The organism is Pseudomonas sp. 2024-210, assembly GCF_045062345.1.
Classification (GTDB): Bacteria; Pseudomonadota; Gammaproteobacteria; order Pseudomonadales; family Pseudomonadaceae; genus Aquipseudomonas.
This window is the reverse complement of sequence record NZ_JBJGEJ010000013.1, coordinates 1-16,754: the sequence shown is the minus strand read 5'-3', so window position 1 is coordinate 16,754 and position 16,754 is coordinate 1. Positions and strand designations below refer to the sequence as shown.

Here is a 16,754-nt window from a genome sequence, read left to right as displayed (position 1 = left end):
CCATCCCCCGGATTAGCTGAAACCCACTGCAGGCACTTAAATAATTGTCACAAAGTCTGAATAGGCATCCTGCAGAATTTGGTCATACTGGCCTCTTGACCGAGGGAGAGGCCCATGCCACGGCGTTTAATCAAACGTTTCATGCCAGATCCGGCCCTGATCAGGGAACATAAGTCCTTACGATTTTTAGGCACGCTGCTTCATGACCCGAATCTCTGGCATCTCAATCGGCACTCCGTGTCCAGGGCAATGGCTGTAGGCATTTTCGCAGCCTTTATCCCCATGCCCTTTCAGATGCTGCTGGCCGCCTTTCTGGCAATTAACGTACGCAGCAATATGCCCATCTCCGTAGGGCTGGTGTGGCTCACCAACCCCATCACCATGCCGCCGGTGTTTTATTGCACCTACAAGCTGGGAGCCTGGTTGATGAATGTGCCCGCGCGCACCCTGCCCGACGAGCTGACCTGGGAATGGATCAGCGCTCAGCTTTCCACGGTATGGCAGCCGTTTTTATTGGGCTCGGTGGTATGCGGCGTCGTGTTTGGCGCGCTGGCTTATTGCCTGACCATGCTGTATTGGCGTTGGTGGGTTAGCCGCAAGTGGGTGAAACGAAAAAACCATCGCCCATGAAAAATGGCCCCAAAAGGGGCCATTGATGTAAAAACACGTGTCTACTGGCGCATTCCTCGTCCACTGACCAGCAGTCGGGCGCAACCGATATACAACACGATGGTTGCGATCACCATAAAGGTCAGCGCAACGCTGATCTTAATGTCAGAAACGCCCAGGATGCCGTAGCGAAAGGCATTGACCATGTGCAGCACCGGGTTGGCCAGCGACACACTCTGCCAGAACGGCGGCAGCAAAGTGATGGAGTAAAACACCCCGCCCAGGTACGTCAACGGCGTCAGCACGAAGGTCGGGATAATCGAAATATCGTCGAAGTTTCGCGCGAATACGGCGTTAATAAAGCCCAGCAGCGAAAAGATAGTCGCCGTCAGCACCACTACGACAATGGTCAGCCCCAAGTGATGAACTTGCAAATGGGTGAAAAATAGCGACAGCAACGTCACGATCAATCCAACGATCAACCCGCGCAAGATACCGCCTACGGTAAAGCCGATCAGGATCGTGTGAGGGGAGACGGGCGATACCATCAGTTCTTCAATGGAGCGCTGGAACTTGCTGCCGAAGAAGCTCGACACCACGTTGCCGTAGGAGTTGGTGATCACCGACATCATGATCAGGCCGGGCACGATGTACTCCATGTACGTGAACCCGCCCATATCGCCAATTTGCCGACCGATCAGGTTCCCGAAGATGACGAAGTACAGCACCATGGTGATCGCAGGTGGTAGCAAGGTCTGCGGCCAGATCCGCATAAAACGGCGAACTTCGCGATAGATAATGGTGCTCAGTGCAATCAGGTTGGGACGCAGCTCTGAACTCATACCGCCACCTTTGCCAGGTTTTTCTCGACCAGCGACACAAACAACTCCTCAAGGCGATTGGTTTTATTGCGCAGACTCACCACTTCGATGTTTTGCGCGGCCAATTGAGTGAACAACCCGGTAATGCCGACCACCTTATCGACCTGGACTTCCAGCGTATGGGCGTCGAGCAACTGACTCGGGTAGCCGATCAACTGCGGGCACGCTGACAATGGAAATTTCAAGTCAAGCAAAAAGGTCTCGACATGCAGCTGTCCCAGCAGATTGCGCATGCTGGTGTTTTCGACAATGGTGCCATGGTCGATGATGCCGATATTGCGGCACAGCTGCTCAGCCTCTTCCAGATAATGCGTAGTCAGAATGATGGTGGTGCCCTGCTCATTCAAACCGGTGAGAAAACTCCACATCGAGCGACGCAGCTCTATGTCCACACCCGCCGTCGGCTCATCGAGAATCAACAGACGCGGCTCATGCACCAAGGCCCGGGCAATCATCAAGCGGCGCTTCATACCACCCGACAATGAACGCGAAGGCGTATCGCGCTTGTCCCAAAGTCCCAACTGCGTCAGGTACTTTTCCGCTCGTTCCTTGGCAACTTTGGGTGGTATGCCGTAGTAACCCGCTTGGGTCACCACAATGTCGAAGGTCTTTTCAAACTGGTTGAAGTTGAATTCCTGCGGCACCACACCAATGCAGCGTTTGAGCGCAGCAGGCTGGCGGTCAAGGTCATGACCAAACACATTTACCGTGCCGCTGGTCTTGTTAACCAGCGTGGACAAAATGCCAATGGTGGTGGATTTGCCGGCGCCGTTGGGACCGAGCAAGGCGAAGAAGTCACCTTCAGCAACATCCAGATCGATACCACTCAGGGCCTGGAAACCGTTGCCGTAGGTTTTGGTTAGCTGCCGTATGGACAGAGCGGAACTCATATCGGATTACGCACCAAGGTGGGGGAATGGGGATGACTCAATGAGGGCGGATTGTCTGTAAGACAAGTCCGACAAGGCCATTTAACACTACCCATGGTGCTCGGCCTTGCCGCACAAGTACAGTCACCCGTGTTAATAGTGTCTATTAAGTCAACGCGGTCATCACGGCGCTGCGGTAGGCGGGACGCAGTTTCAGGCGCTCATACCACGCCTCCAGATGCGGCATCGGCGGGCGTTCGATGGGCATTTCAAACCAGGCATAAATAAATGATCCCAGTGGAATATCACCCATCCCGATTTCTTCACCTGACAGGAAAGGTTTTTCCGCCAGCGCCTGATCGGCGATCGCCAGCAACTGCGCACTCGCCTTGATGGCAGCGTTAATTGTCAGCCAATCCTGTTGCTCCGGCGGCGTACGTAAAACGCCCCAAAACACGTCACGAAAAGCAACGGCAAAGGATGCGGTCGTCCAGTCCATCCACTTGTCGGCCTGAGCCCTGACCCGATTGACCCGTGAATACCAGGACGTATCGTCTCCGTATTCGGCGCACAGATAACGCACGATGGTGTTGGATTCCCACAAGATGAAATCATCATCCTGAATCATGGGCACACGGCCATTGGGGTTCAACACTCGATACTCCGGGCTGTCGACTACACCAAAGGCACCGCCCGCCTCTTCCCTGTCGTAACTCAGCGCCAGCTCTTCAATGCACCACAATACTTTTCTGACATTCGACGAATTCTTGCGACCCCACACTTTCAGCATGACCAGACTCCTGATTGATAGACGCCAAAGGAGTCTACGCCGGGATGGTGAACTGCGCCTCTTGCACGCAGTCACACTTGGTACGGTGTTCTAGACTCAGGGCTCCCGACCTTGGCTTCATGGAGGATTGAATATGTGGTTGTTGTGGATATTGGTGTTGATCGTGGGCATTGCCTGGCTGGCCCACCGACGCGTCGCCCCTTTGACGATTATCAGTGTGACCGCGGTATACCTGCTGGCAATGGGGGTCATTGGCCATGTGTCGGGCTGGTTGCTGGCCATTTTATGGATCCTGCTGGCCGTGCCCACCGCCCTGTTGTTGCTGCCTGATGTGCGGCGCAAAGTGTTCACTGCACCGTTATTCAGCTGGTTCCAGAAAACCTTGCCGCCCATGTCTAAAACCGAGCGCGATGCGATCGATGCAGGCACCGTCTGGTGGGATGGCGAGCTGTTCAGTGGCCGCCCGGATTGGGAACAATTGCTGGCTTACCCCAAAGCCCAACTGACCGAAGAAGAGCAGGCCTTTATCGACGGCCCCACAGAAGAGCTGTGTGCAATGGTCAGCGACTGGGAAATAGGCCAGGCGATGGATTTGCCCCCCGAAGCGTGGGCGCACATCAAGACTCACGGCTTTTTTGCCTTGATCATTCCCAAAGCGTTCGGCGGCAAAGGCTTCTCTGCATACGCCCACTCGCAGGTAGCGATGAAACTCGCCACCCGCAGTGGCGACCTCGCGTCCACTGTCATGGTGCCCAACTCACTTGGCCCGGCCGAACTGCTGCTGCATTACGGCACTGATGAACAGCGCAACCATTACCTGCCGCGTCTGGCCCGTGGCGACGATATTCCGTGCTTTGCCTTGACCGGCCCGCTGGCGGGTTCGGATGCTGGCGCGATGCCCGACACCGGCATCATTTGCAAAGGCCAATGGCAAGGCGAAGAAGTCATCGGGCTGCGCCTGAATTGGGAAAAACGCTATATAACCCTTGGCCCGGTGGCTACGTTACTGGGTCTGGCATTCAAGGCTTATGACCCCGAGCATTTGCTGGGCGACAAAGACGACTTGGGCATCAGCCTCGCACTGATTCCAACAGACACTCCCGGTGTGGAAATCGGCCGCCGACACTTGCCCTTGGGCGCCGCTTTCATGAACGGGCCGAACTCGGGGAAGAACGTTTTTATCCCGCTGGATTACCTGATTGGTGGTCAGGAGATGCTCGGTAAAGGCTGGATGATGCTGATGAACTGCCTGTCCGTCGGACGCTCTATTTCGTTGCCTGCAGTCGGCACCGGTGCGGCCAAGTTCACCAGTCTGGTGACCGGCCAATACGCTCAAATTCGCGAGCAGTTCAATGTTCCCCTGGCCGCTTTCGAAGGCATTCAAGAGGCGCTGGCCCGGATAGGGGGCAATGCCTGGCTGATGGACAGCGCCCGTATCCTGACGGCCAATGCGGTGGATTTGGGTGAAAAACCCTCCGTACTGTCGGCCATTCTTAAGTATCACCTTACCGAGCGCGGCCGTGAATGCATCGGCCACGCGATGGACGTCCACGGCGGCAAGGGCATCATCATGGGGCCTAACAACTATTTGGGCCGCAACTGGCAGGGGGCGCCGATTTTCATCACCGTGGAAGGGGCCAACATCCTGTCGCGAAACCTGATGATCTTTGGTCAGGGTGCTATTCGCTGCCACCCCTTTGTGCTCAAGGAAATGGCACTCGCGCACCGTGAAGACAAGGACCAGGCCTTGTTGGAATTTGATGGCTTGCTGCTCAAGCACATCGGTTTTGCGCTGAGTAATGCAGCCAGTACCCTGGTGCTGAATCTGGGTCTAGGGCGCTTTGACCACGCACCCGGCAATACCTTGAGCCAAGGTTACTTCCGTGCGCTCAATCGTCAGGCAGCTGCTTTTGCGCTGCTTGCCGATCTGAGCATGATGCTGCTGGGCGGCGAGCTGAAGCGCCGTGAGCGCCTGTCGGCGCGACTGGGTGATGTGCTCAGCCACATGTACCTGGCGTCGGCTGCGCTCAAGCGCTATCACGACCTTGACTCGCCCGAGTACCTCAATCCATTGTTCATTTGGGCCATGGAGGAAAGTTTGGGTCACGCTGAACGCGCACTGGATGAATTGTTGAGAAACTTCCCGAGCCGCCCACTAGGTGTCTTGTTGCGTGGCATCGTGTTCCCGTTTGGGCGCCGCCATACCGGCCCATCGGACGCTCTCGACGCTGAGGTCGCTGCGGTATTGGGCCGCGCCAAGGGCGATCCGGCATTGGAAGCCTTACTGGCGGGCTGTTACCGCCCGCAGTCACCCGACGATGCCGTAGGCGCCTTGCAACATGCCAGTGACGTGCTGCGTAACGCTCAGCCGGTGTACAAAAAAATGCATCAAGCCCATAAAAGCGGCCAGTTCAAACCGGCAGCAGGCGAACCGTCCATCGATTCGGCCCTTCAGGCAGGCGTGCTGCAACCCGATGAAGCCGAGACATTACGCACCGCGGAAACCGCCCGGCGCAAGGTGATTGACGTGGATGACTTCGACAAGGAAGAACTCACCCTCAGCGAAGGAAAAATTCGCTAGCACGACAGCGGGCGCACAGAGCTTTATACTCTCGCGCCCGTTTTGCTTTAGAGGACGCCGTGATGGCTACCAACGATCTCAACCATAACCTCGTCCTGCTCGATATGTTGCGTAGCATTCTGGTTGCTGTCGGTGATGCCGAACAGATTCCGGAAGAAAGCCACGCTCTGTTTATCGAACGTTTCGATGAGATGAAGAGCGGTTTGCTGACCGATTTCGACAGCAGCCAATATTTGGGTCAGGACATCCTGTGCCAAGTGATTGAACGCTACCCACAAATTGGCCACCTGGTACCCCGTGACCTGTTGTGGTTTTTCGGCGGCGCGTGCTTTAACTACTTGTCCGATGAAGAGTTGAACATGTACGAAGCGCTGGAAGAGCGCCGTTATGAGGCCGAACAGAATGACGAGCCGTTCGACTGGAATCAGGAAAAACAACTGATGGCGCTGCCCACCCACGAAGACAGCCCGCAACACTGATTGAGTACCTGAATATCCAAGACCCGCCCGGTTAACCGTGCGGGTTTTTTTGTCACGAGCCCAAGGGTGGCTCTTGCGTCAGCCGCTGCATCCGATACCTGATAAACACCCGCAGCTTTCAGTGGCAAGTAACGCGAAAGCCTGTACAGAAGCCACACGCCACCCTGACTGAAAGTGAGAAAGCTCCACGTGTTGTCACGTCCGTTATGACCTGAACTGATTATTCAACGGATAAAAACAACCGTGTTGCCAAGTCGAGGTCCAGCTTGGCCCGATAGACCTCGACATAGTCCTTGGGGCTTTGAGCCTTGGCATACAGTGCCTTCTCACTCAAGGTGCGCTGCGCGGCAGTTTTCAAATGCGCGACATCGAACTCACTGGCCGGAGTCAGCATGGTTTTGTAATGAAAATGAGCAAACCATAACTCCCGCCCTTCCAGGTCCTTGACGACATATTCCTGAAGAAAATCTTTTCGTTGTCCTTTGGTTAAATGCTTTCTGGGCCCTAGCCGGACAATCTCAATGGCAGCCTGGTTTTTTAAATAGTCCACATTGGCCCCCGTGGGTGGAAGGCGCTTGATAATGCTGATACGAAGGTTGCGTCCCTCCTCCCTTAACTTGGCGGCGCCCTGTTTGAGATTGTGGATCAGCGCATTGGCGGCAACTCTTCGCTCATCACTGAGCGCCTCAACTTCGGCGCTGGCGCGCTGGATGATGCTGTCCATCTGCGTAGCCACTTGCTCAAGTGACATAGCCTTGAACTCCAGAATTTCCTGCATCTCGATTGGAATCTTCGTAAATTCAGCACTCGCCCGGGCGCTGGCGATCGCATTTCTAAATTGCCCCAGCAAGGTTCGAGCATCCATTTCCAGCTTGGTTAATGTTTTGACGTGAGTGGCCTGTAAAGTCGAAGGCCGCTGAAGGCTAATCTTCTCCCATTCTCCACTTTGAATCCTTCGATAGGAGTGAATCTTCAATCTCTCCACGCCCTCAATGACATCGACAATCTCATCTGCCGAGTCAGGACCAGAAGGGCGAAGCGTGCCTACCAGCATCTGTTTTTTATCGGTCGTGATAATGCGCTGCTTTTTTTTAGAGCCCTGTTCGGCGCCCTGCTGACTGACACTTCGACTCGGCCCAGGCCTCGGCTCATCGGGTTCGGAGGATGAACTTTCCGAGTCGATAATCACTTCAGCCATTTGTTTTTCAGCGAACTCTCGCAAGGTCTTGATGACCTCCACCATAGGAGGAAGGTATTGATTGCGTAAGTGTTCAGAATTCAACTCCAGTAGACTCTGGCACACGGCCTCAGTCGCGTCATAGCGCTGAAGTACATTGTCAAAAAAGCTTAGATGTTCGGGTGTATAGACTTGCTGTTCACGTCCCAGGTTTAATTGAGACCATGCGATATCAACCAGCGTTCCTTGCCCAAACCAGTCAAATGCATATTGCTCTTCCGGTGACAGATTTTCACTTCCTCGCCGAATCAATAATTCACACAGGGTCTCTAAATAGGTGGCCGTCCAGTGCCTATCAAAGTATCTATTTTTAGGGCTGTTTACTATTTCAGCCAAGGGACTGCTATTAGACAGCGGCCTTTTTCTAACTTGATCAAGTGCTTCAACTTCCAGAATAGAATTTTTAAACAAACGTTTTTCAAAACGCTCGGTAATTTTCAAGTTATCGACCCACTGCTCGTAGGGCGTGCTTATTCCGCTTGCCAACGCTTCAATCGCTGAACTTAATGAAAGATCATAATCAGGCTGAGCAGTGCTCACCGTCAATTCCCGCAAGTATTCCTCTAATTTATTTTGAAACCTGAACGACTTAAGCGCTAGACGGGCCCATGTATTTTGTTTAATCACTTCATGCCCGTCAGCAGGGATTATTTTATGGGCCTCATCCATTAGCTGAATAATGTCTATGATCTTTTTTCGCCATTCGCCGAGTTCAAATTCATATCGGTCCAAATGCATTTCCCTGCGCGCCGTGTCTGTATCAAGAACCCCGTCAAGGATATTCATGGCCATCTCACGGCGAGCGACATCACTCTGAATACTTTCAGTTTGTGCCACTAACCGATTAACCTTTTCAGTATTTTTGGCTTGTCTAGCCTTAACGGTTTCTTTGGGACTGCCTCCACGTAACCCCAGCCGAAAATCAAGGCTCCACTCACCTGAAGAACTGCTTTTAAGGCGAGGACCTGACGCCTGTAGATCGTGTTCTTTGCGTATCACTACACCGTCAGCATCAGCACTCACGAAATACGCTTTTTCATCCAACAGTACATAGTGCCTGTCTTGAAGTGTAAACAGGCCCTTAAAGGGTCCTTCATCTATACGCGCGCCTTGAGTCAAATCGACCTCTACAGCAAAGGTGTCAAGCGCAGCACGTAATGCGGGGGTTAACTGCACTGAGGAACTGAACCACGAGTAATCCATAGATGAGTACTCGATGATGGTTTGCGGCGTTTGAAGATCAGGCAGTTTTTTCTGTACAAGCGCAGGTGCTTCCGGAATTAAGCCCGGCTCAGGTTTCTTATCGTTGTACACCGAGAGCATCGGCTCATCCAGCGGGGCATCGAGTCGCCACTTTTCGTTAGCAGTGGCTCGAAAATTCAGTCCTTCATGCAGCAATGCCAGACTGATGTTGAACAACAAGTCGACGACCGTTTGCATGGCTGCCTCTTTATCACCATCGAGTCGAGCCTGAAGGCCGTTATCAAGGCTTAAAAGCGTCTGAAATATCCATGCTGCTTTTTGCAGCGGCCCGCTGATGAAAAAGGTCAAGCCGTTGAACAGGCTCCAGCCGTAACGCTTGATTGAAGACCAGCGCCGCTCAGAGACCGAAATCGTTTGTTTATCTGCCAAGGTTATCAACGCTTGGGCATGAGCTTGATACATCGCCTCAAAATAATCGCCGACAATACGCTGAGTGCTCAGAATCGCCGGACTTCTAGGCAATAGCGCTAAAAATCCTTCGTTCAATACACTCTCAAGGTGGGGCCGTTCGAAACCCCCGTCGGCATAAAAGCCATGTGCGTTTTCATCAAACCATGCCAGTACACTGACCTGAAGCTCGCCAGGCTGCTTGATAGCCTCCAGCAGCGCACCCCAAGTGGCGAACTCAAGCAGAGGTTCAGCCGTTAATGGCCGATAAAGAATAAAAGGCCCGGTATCAATATCGTACGGCCCCAGTACATACATATTTGATACCGGATCAACGGCTGATCCCTCATAAGCATGGAACCCCAAAGGCCGAACACAGATATTGCAATGACCCACGACCAACCCGTCATCAGGGCGCATGAGTCGCGTCACAACTTGCCAGCCTTCAGCCGTAAATCCACCCTCTCTCTTGATTTTTTTCTCTAGCGCCAGCATCGACAATTGCACGCTAATCTGCGATTTGAACAAAGCCTGACGCTCTACAAGCCCGACTTCATCATCCATCAATAAACGCTTGATGAGCTCGATGTAATGGGTGCTTATATCCAGCTCATCAATAAGATTTTTAACGTAACTGCCTGTCAACCATAGTGGCACCGGCCTGTCACGGCTGTCTTGAACTTCAATCAACCCTACTGGCCATCCACCTCTATAACTCAACGCGAATTCGACAAGAGAGGTGCGAGTTTCGTTGAACTGCGGCACTTGCAGATTTTCAACGGTCAGTTCAATGACCTGGATGTTCTTAACATCGACCCGCTCCTCGGGATGATCAAGATGAAGTCGCTGCGTCAGCATCTGCTCGGCGTAGATGGGTAAAGCGTCTATGCCCTCAAGAAAAGTGCGGCCCTTGGTTTTTTGCTGCCAAAAGATTTGAGCCGACAACAACTCGCTGTATGACAACTGATCGTCGGGCTCGGCGTTCTGCAACCACGATGGCAAGTTCGCAATGACATGATCGAGGTAACTACGCTCTTGCGGATTAAAGAGCGGGATACGACCGCCGGCATCATCCAGCGCCCGTATCAGCCTCGGCACACTCCAGCGTTCGGCTTGGGCGGTTTGACCCAGCTTGGCAATCCTGTGCAGTTGCGCATCAATTAACGTCAGCGTTAGCGCTTCAAATACATCCCCCTCTGGCTCATACAAGGTCCACGTAAATAATGACGCCCCCACTCGCTCACTGACACGTGGAATAAAACTGTTGCCCAGCCATTGCATTGATCGAAACTGCTCTACGCCACGCTCAGGGGCATAGCTGAGAATAAAAGAACGATCGGCCATGTCCCGGGTGACCACCAGCGTGCCCGGCAACTGAAAACGCTGTGGTCCGGTTTTTTCCGTACTTTGAATATTGACCAGGTAAGCGTGTAACGGGGTTTCAGAAGAAGCTTCCAAACGCTCGGCTTTTTCTGGAAATGCGCTAACCACGGCCAATGAAACCCCTTTTTCATTCGATAATTCAGGCACACGGTTGCGACTGGAAGTCGTCGAGTTCAATCCCGCTTTCAGTGATCGAGACAGCCATTGAAAAGGCGTCTGATTACCTTCACGCCGTTCACTCCAAAACGCGGCCACGGCCTGTTGGTATGCCCCGATCAACAACGGTGAATGGTCATTGATCAAGGTCTGCAAGCTGTCCATGTTCACCAACTGAGCAAGAGGGTTCACGGTATCGGAACTGGTTGTCAGGCGGTGCTCGCCCTCTATCAACGTGAAGGACGAGTCATCTATGAACCGCTGAATCATGACCTCGTCCGGGGCCATAAAACGGTAGTGCCGGGGCTGTGCGTTATCGGGATCAAATGCCGTCAATGGCTCTGCCAACTTCAAATCAGCAACAGCGACAGATAAGGTCGGAAATTTATCCTCCAGTGCTATTTTGAACACGTGTTTGACCACATCCTGAAAGCTGGGACGCGGGCCAAAATCCTCGGCTTTAAAACTGCTTAATACTGAATACGCCGCTATCAGATCGGGGTTTTTTGAGAGTTCTTTCATGGGATGTTCATCGCGTCAGTTAACAGAAAATGGCTTAGCCCGTGCACTCGCGACGGCTAAGCCTGTTTCTGTGATTTAACGCGTGAACACCTTACCCAGGGCGGTAACGGGATATGTTAATGACGCGCTTGAGCATGATGGCGTTGAACAAAACGACCTACGTAATCATCAGCCGGAGACTGCAGTATCTCTTGAGGGCTGCCGACTTGAATCAACTGCCCATCCTTGAGTATCGCAATGCGGTTGCCAATACGCAGGGCTTCGTCCAAGTCGTGAGTGATGAAAACGATGGTCTTTTTCAGGTTGCGTTGCAGCTCAAGCAGTTGGTCTTGCATCTCGGCACGAATCAGCGGGTCGAGAGCACTGAAGGCTTCATCCATCAGGATGATATCCGTGTCAGTGGCCAGTGCACGCGCCAATCCCACGCGCTGGCGCATGCCCCCTGAGAGCTGATGAATAAATGCCTGCTCGTAACCCTGCAAACCCACCACCGAGATCCAGTGCCGCGCACGCTCATTGCACTGCGCCTGGCTTTCGCCCCGCACCTTTAAACCGTAGGCCACGTTGTCCAGGACATTGCGATGGGGCAACAGGCCGAAGCTTTGAAACACCATGCTGATTTTTTTCCGGCGAAACTGGCGCAAAGCTGGCATGTCGTATTCAAGGATGTTTTCACCCTCCACCAGAATCTGGCCACTGGTCGGGTCGATCAGGCGATTGAAATGGCGCACCAGCGTCGACTTGCCGGAGCCGGACAACCCCATGATGACGAATATCTCCCCCGCGTGAATCGACAACGACAAGTCGTTGATACCCACCACGCTGCCTGTTTCAGCCAATACTTCGTCTTTGCTTCTACCGGCCTTTATCAGTGCAAGGGCTTCTTTTTCGCGCGTGCCGAAAACCTTGAACACGTTGCGCACTTCAATCTTGTTGATCACAACATCACTCATCTTTTGCCCCATGCCGTGGTCGGCCATAGGCTTGGGTAATGCGGTCGATGACCACAGCCAGAATCACGATGGCTAGCCCGGCTTCCAGCCCTTTGCCAACGTTAAGCGTCTGAATGCCCACCAGCACGTCTTCACCCAGACCTCGGGCACCAATCATCGAGGCGATGACCACCATCGACAACGCCATCATGGTGGTCTGGTTGATCCCGGCCATGATGCTCGGCAGGGCCAGCGGCAATTGCACGCCGAACAGTTGCTGCCACGGGGTGGCGCCAAAGGCGTTGATCGCTTCCATCACCTCACGATCAACCTGGCGCAAACCCAGGTCGGTGAGACGGATCAAGGGCGGCACGGCATAAATGACCGTGGCGAAAATCGCCGGGACTTTCCCCAATCCGAACAACATCAGTACGGGTATCAAGTACACGAAGCTGGGCATGGTCTGCATGATGTCCAGCAGCGGCATCATGACCGAACGCAGGCGGTTGTTACGGGCCGCCAGGATGCCCAGGGGAATACCCAGCAGCACTGAAATCACCGTGGCCACCATCATCAGAGCCAAGGTTTGCATCAGCTTGTCCCACAGCCCGACTGCGCCGACCAAAAACAGCAAGCCCACAATCAGCAATGTGCTGACCACTTTGCGAGTGGCGTGCCAGGCGATGACCCCGACAATGAGCAACATCAGCCACCACGGGGTCATGCGCAGCAGGTTTTCGAGGTTAACGATGGCCCACAGCAAGGTGTCAGAGATGTGCCGAAACACATCCCCGTAATTGCTGACTAGCGCATCAACCCCGTCATTGACCCACCCTGCGATGGAAAACGTCAGGTTGTCAGGAAACATTCAATGCCCACGCTCGGTCAGTTAGTTGGATTTGAGGGCTTGATCAACTTTTTCAGCCGCTTGCGCAGTGACCCAGCCGTGCCAGATGTTGGGCTGTTCACGTAAAAACGTTTGGGCCGCTGTACGCGGCTCAGTGCGTTTTTCGCTCATTTTAGCCAACGTGGTGTTAAGTAAATCGATTGGGAAATCGACCTTTTCATAGAACTCAACCAACTGCGGATACTGGGCTTTGAAGGGGGCTGAGACGCCAATTGCCAGTTTGGCCGGCAACGAGCGGGTGCCCTTGGGATTGGGGTTGTTGGCGTCGGCCAGGGTCTTCCACGCTTCGGCATCAAAGGCGGGTTCTTCCAGCTTGATCAGTTTGTAACGTCCAATCAGCGGGGTCGGAGACCAGTAGTAGAACAGCACCGGTTTACCACGGCGAATCGACGAACTGACTTCGGCATCCAGTGCAGCACCTGAACCGGTACGGAAATTGACGAAATCCTTGTCCAGACCATAGGCCTTGAGCTTTTGGCTGTTAACAATCTCAGAAGTCCAGCCCGTCGGGCTATTGAGGAAACGCCCCCGAGTCGGGTCTTCCTGATCACGAAACACGTCTTTGTACTTGGCCAGATCCGCCACTGATTTCAAGTCCGGGGCCAGAGGTTTGATCCCTTTGGCCGGATCGCCCTTGATCACGTATTCTGGCACCCACCAGCCTTCACTCGCGTTTTTGACGATATCGCCCAAGCCTGAAACCTTGCCCTCAGCCTCGGCCTTGACCCATACCGGGCTGCGCCCTGCCCATTCCTCGCCAATGACTTGAATATCATTCTTGGCCAGTGCGGCCTCGAGACTGACCGTGCTGCCGGGCAAGGTATCGGTCGCGACGTCGTAACCATGCTCGGTGATATATCGCAGTACTTCCGTGATCAGACTGCCGCTTTCCCAGGTGATGTCACCGAAATGGACAGGCGCCACCTGCTCTTGTGCCAAAACCGGATGAGCGATGAGCCCAACCGCCAGAATCGAGCCACCGAGCCACTTTTTCAGTCTGTTCATGCGTATTCTCTTGTTTTGGGGGGACGGCTTTTCAGCAGTGTGCTGTCAGGTTTTGAGCAACGACGTTGTGCAAGGTTCATGTAATCGCTGACCGAACGCTGAGATATACCCAATTGTGCTGCTATTTGTGTATAGGTCATGCCATTGAGACGAGAGAGCACAAAGGTCGCTTTGACCTTGTCGGGTAAATGTTCAAGTTGGCGCTCCACCCAGTCCAACGTTTGATAAAACTGCACCATTGTTTCTGGCGAAGGCACAGGTTCCAGCTCACGGCTGGATAACGTCATCAAAAAAGCTCGCTCAACATCACGACGGCGCCAGAGCTGGTAAACCAGACGCTGTGCAATAGTGGTCAACAACGCCCGTGGCTCGCGGATAACCAAGGCTTGAGGCGTACTCAATAACTGGACAAATGTATCGGCTGCAATGTCTTCAGCGTAGCTGCTCGAATTGAGGTAGCAGCTTAAACGTGCACTTAACCATAAATAGTGAGCGCTAAAGAGCTGCCTCACGTATTCACGGTGAGCGGTGTCGGCCCCGGACATAAAGGCTCCAAAAATGAGTTGATAGCGGTCAGTCCGGTGATCCGGTGCGGCGATCCTAGCAAAGGCTTATATTTCTTTTAAATATTAAAAAAATATTTAAACATCAATTTTGGATATATAAACGCAGTCGACACACGTGCTAGCACAACGTGGCAAATCCCTGCCTGGCCGCTTCATGCTCATAGTCGAGCAGTATTTGATAGTCCATCGGACGTGCCGGTAACACCTCCTTGATCCCCAAACAGGCACCCACCTCAGGCAATTGCCCAAGTGCGGTGTTCATGGCGGCGCGAATGCGCTCCGCCTCGGCATGACTGGAAGTCTGCGCGGTGATGTAGGGCAATGTAGGACTTGGCGCAGTACGCGCCACGACACGCAGGCCTGCGACCTCATGGGGGGCATAACGCGCCAAATAGGCATAGGTGACGCTGTCGATCGCTGCCAGATCCGCGCGCTCTGTCTTTACCCATCGCAGACTCTGTCGATGCGCGCCACTGATGCCCAACGAAGAAAAAAATCGCCCGTTCTCATGCAAGGGGGCCAATAGATGACGAAACAGGTTCATGCCGCTGTTCGAATGCACGTCATTGACCACCCCGCGACTGCCCTTGAAGTCAGCGAGCGCCTCGCGCTTATCATTGGCGCGGCTGATGATCAAACTGCAATGAATACCTTCTGTGCTATCAGGCAAGTCGTAACGTGGCCGACCGATCACTCGCACCTGATCGCGCAATTGAGTCACCAGCGGGTAGCCGCAGGTTTGCGCCAACACGAGTTCAGGGGCACGAAAAAGTGCCAATGAGTCAAGGTTTTGCGGCTTCTCCCGGGCCTGCTTCAACAGCTGCATGATGCGATCCAACCAGTGCTGATTCGCCGCGTCAACGGGCGCCGGAGCACTGTACATAGTGAGTTCTGCATAACGTCCAGACATGGTGGGCTCCGTGCTCTATCAACTGAAAGGATGCTGCGGGCTGTCGATGACACGCAGGCCATGGTTACGCAGGAACACGCCATAACCTTCAACCAGAAAACCGCCACTGCGCTGTAGCCATTGTTCACGCCGTGCTCTGTAAACCTTAGGTAGATAAAACCATGGCAAGCCCGGCAGGTCATGGTGAACCAAGTGCAAATTCAGATTGAGAAACAACCATCTCCATGGCCAGCCGGCTTCGTTGATGACTGTTCGGTGTTCAGGGCAAACGGCTGGCCGATGCTCATAATAAGAACGAAGTGCGCCCACAGAAAGCGCGGGCACCGTCACCAGAAAGACGTAATGTGCAATCGATAACACGCTGTAATGGGCAATGTAGCCAAACATCAACAGGGTAAAAAAACCGTGGGTGAGCCACATACACCATGCCTGACGATTACCTTGACGCAAGCGCGTGAGCTCTTGTGCAGCGAGGCCGAACAACGCCAGCGGTGGCCCGACCAGCAAACGCCCGGCTACCGTTTTGTTCAGCCAAAGTAAGCCCCGCACTATTGCTGGGGTTTGCGGCCAATGAGCACGCTTAAGGTAACGACTTTCCGGATCAAGGCCGGGCACTGTCAAGTCATGGTCGCGGTGATGCTCAAGGTGGCTGTGGCGGTATAAGGTATACGGATACCAAAGAGCAAAGGGGGCATACCCCAGCAACTTGTTCAGCCACTGAAAGGCGGTGGGATGACCATGCAACAGCTCGTGTTGCACCGACATCCACAACACGACAACCGGGATCAGTAAAACGGTTGTCCAGAAAACGCCTATTAGAGGGCTGTATAACAGCAACGTAAACCATGCGCCGGGTACCGCAATCAGTAACAGCCAGGTTGGCCATTGGGTGCGGCCAGTAAACGTGCGAGCCAGAGCTTGTATATCCCGTTGCTGGGCAAGATCAAAAAAATGCGCCATCGCGAAGCTCAACAAAGAAGTGGAAGTCACCTCTGTGTGGCGCGAGCTGCGCTTTTCTTGCAGAACGATTGGTTATTTGCTTAGCACTAACAGTAGAGAAGCATCGCCAAAAATCGCAGGCACAAAAAAAGCAGCCCTTAGGCTGCTTCTCTGTGTTTTTTGAAACTGCGTAGCCCCAAAAAACAAAATTTGGAGCGGGAAACGAGACTCGAACTCGCGACCCCGACCTTGGCAAGGTCGTGCTCTACCAACTGAGCTATTCCCGCAATAATGGCGTCCCCTAGGGGACTCGAACCCCTGTTACCGCCGTGAAAGGG

At 53.6% G+C, this 16,754-nt stretch carries 13 protein-coding genes and 1 tRNA gene; 3 read left to right on the top strand and 11 right to left on the bottom strand.

The window, feature by feature from the left end; translation table 11 throughout:
• Positions 1–114 precede the first annotated feature (114 nt).
• A complete protein-coding gene (locus ACI7MX_RS17020) occupies positions 115–630 on the top strand; it encodes a DUF2062 domain-containing protein (RefSeq protein WP_314490274.1) in 516 nt (171 codons plus the stop codon).
• A 41-nt stretch (positions 631–671) separates the two neighbouring features.
• Here ACI7MX_RS17020 and ACI7MX_RS17015 read toward each other — a convergent pair whose 3' ends face one another.
• The 3 genes from ACI7MX_RS17015 to ACI7MX_RS17005 form a co-directional block, all read right to left on the bottom strand.
• Positions 672–1,451, bottom strand: a complete 780-nt coding sequence (locus ACI7MX_RS17015) for an ABC transporter permease (RefSeq protein ID WP_314490271.1) — start codon at positions 1,449–1,451, stop codon at positions 672–674.
• A complete protein-coding gene (locus ACI7MX_RS17010; protein ID WP_314490269.1) occupies positions 1,448–2,380 on the bottom strand; it encodes an ABC transporter ATP-binding protein in 933 nt (310 codons plus the stop codon). The genes ACI7MX_RS17015 and ACI7MX_RS17010 overlap by 4 nt, the downstream gene beginning before the upstream one ends.
• Before the next feature lie 145 nt (positions 2,381–2,525).
• Positions 2,526–3,149: a glutathione S-transferase gene (locus ACI7MX_RS17005; RefSeq protein WP_314490266.1), complete on the bottom strand. Its 624-nt coding sequence runs from the start codon at positions 3,147–3,149 to the stop codon at positions 2,526–2,528.
• Positions 3,150–3,282: 133 nt separating this feature from the next.
• On the opposite strand from ACI7MX_RS17005, the gene ACI7MX_RS17000 reads away from it, so the two are divergent.
• Both ACI7MX_RS17000 and ACI7MX_RS16995 read left to right on the top strand, forming a co-directional pair.
• Entirely contained in the window at positions 3,283–5,730 is a 2,448-nt protein-coding gene (locus ACI7MX_RS17000; RefSeq protein WP_405591406.1) for an acyl-CoA dehydrogenase, read from the top strand.
• 62 nt (positions 5,731–5,792) lie between these two features.
• Positions 5,793–6,209: a PA2817 family protein gene (locus ACI7MX_RS16995; RefSeq protein WP_314490259.1), complete on the top strand. Its 417-nt coding sequence runs from the start codon at positions 5,793–5,795 to the stop codon at positions 6,207–6,209.
• Positions 6,210–6,429: 220 nt separating this feature from the next.
• Here the strand turns inward: ACI7MX_RS16995 and ACI7MX_RS16990 are convergent, their stop codons facing one another.
• The 8 genes from ACI7MX_RS16990 to ACI7MX_RS16955 all read right to left on the bottom strand — a co-directional run bounded on the left by ACI7MX_RS16990 (position 6,430) and on the right by ACI7MX_RS16955 (position 16,703).
• On the bottom strand, positions 6,430–11,157 hold the full coding sequence (locus tag ACI7MX_RS16990; RefSeq protein WP_405591410.1) for a dermonecrotic toxin domain-containing protein: 4,728 nt from the start codon (positions 11,155–11,157) through the stop codon (positions 6,430–6,432).
• A 116-nt stretch (positions 11,158–11,273) separates the two neighbouring features.
• Entirely contained in the window at positions 11,274–12,110 is an 837-nt protein-coding gene (locus tag ACI7MX_RS16985) for a glycine betaine/L-proline ABC transporter ATP-binding protein (protein ID WP_405591413.1), read from the bottom strand.
• Entirely contained in the window at positions 12,103–12,957 is an 855-nt protein-coding gene (locus ACI7MX_RS16980) for a proline/glycine betaine ABC transporter permease (RefSeq protein ID WP_314490250.1), read from the bottom strand. Before ACI7MX_RS16980 ends, ACI7MX_RS16985 begins: the two co-directional genes overlap by 8 nt.
• A 21-nt stretch (positions 12,958–12,978) precedes the next feature.
• Positions 12,979–14,001 (bottom strand): ABC transporter substrate-binding protein, encoded by a 1,023-nt coding sequence (locus ACI7MX_RS16975; protein ID WP_405591416.1) that lies wholly within the window; start codon positions 13,999–14,001, stop codon positions 12,979–12,981.
• Positions 13,998–14,546 (bottom strand): sigma-70 family RNA polymerase sigma factor, encoded by a 549-nt coding sequence (locus ACI7MX_RS16970; RefSeq protein ID WP_314490244.1) that lies wholly within the window; start codon positions 14,544–14,546, stop codon positions 13,998–14,000. Before ACI7MX_RS16970 ends, ACI7MX_RS16975 begins: the two co-directional genes overlap by 4 nt.
• A 139-nt stretch (positions 14,547–14,685) precedes the next feature.
• Entirely contained in the window at positions 14,686–15,477 is a 792-nt protein-coding gene (locus ACI7MX_RS16965) for a PhnD/SsuA/transferrin family substrate-binding protein (RefSeq protein WP_314490239.1), read from the bottom strand.
• 18 nt (positions 15,478–15,495) lie between these two features.
• The gene (locus ACI7MX_RS16960; RefSeq protein ID WP_405591420.1) at positions 15,496–16,437 is read right to left on the bottom strand and encodes a fatty acid desaturase; all 942 of its coding nucleotides are present in this window, start codon (positions 16,435–16,437) and stop codon (positions 15,496–15,498) included.
• 190 nt (positions 16,438–16,627) lie between these two features.
• Positions 16,628–16,703, bottom strand: a tRNA-Gly gene (locus ACI7MX_RS16955).
• Positions 16,704–16,754 lie beyond the last annotated feature (51 nt).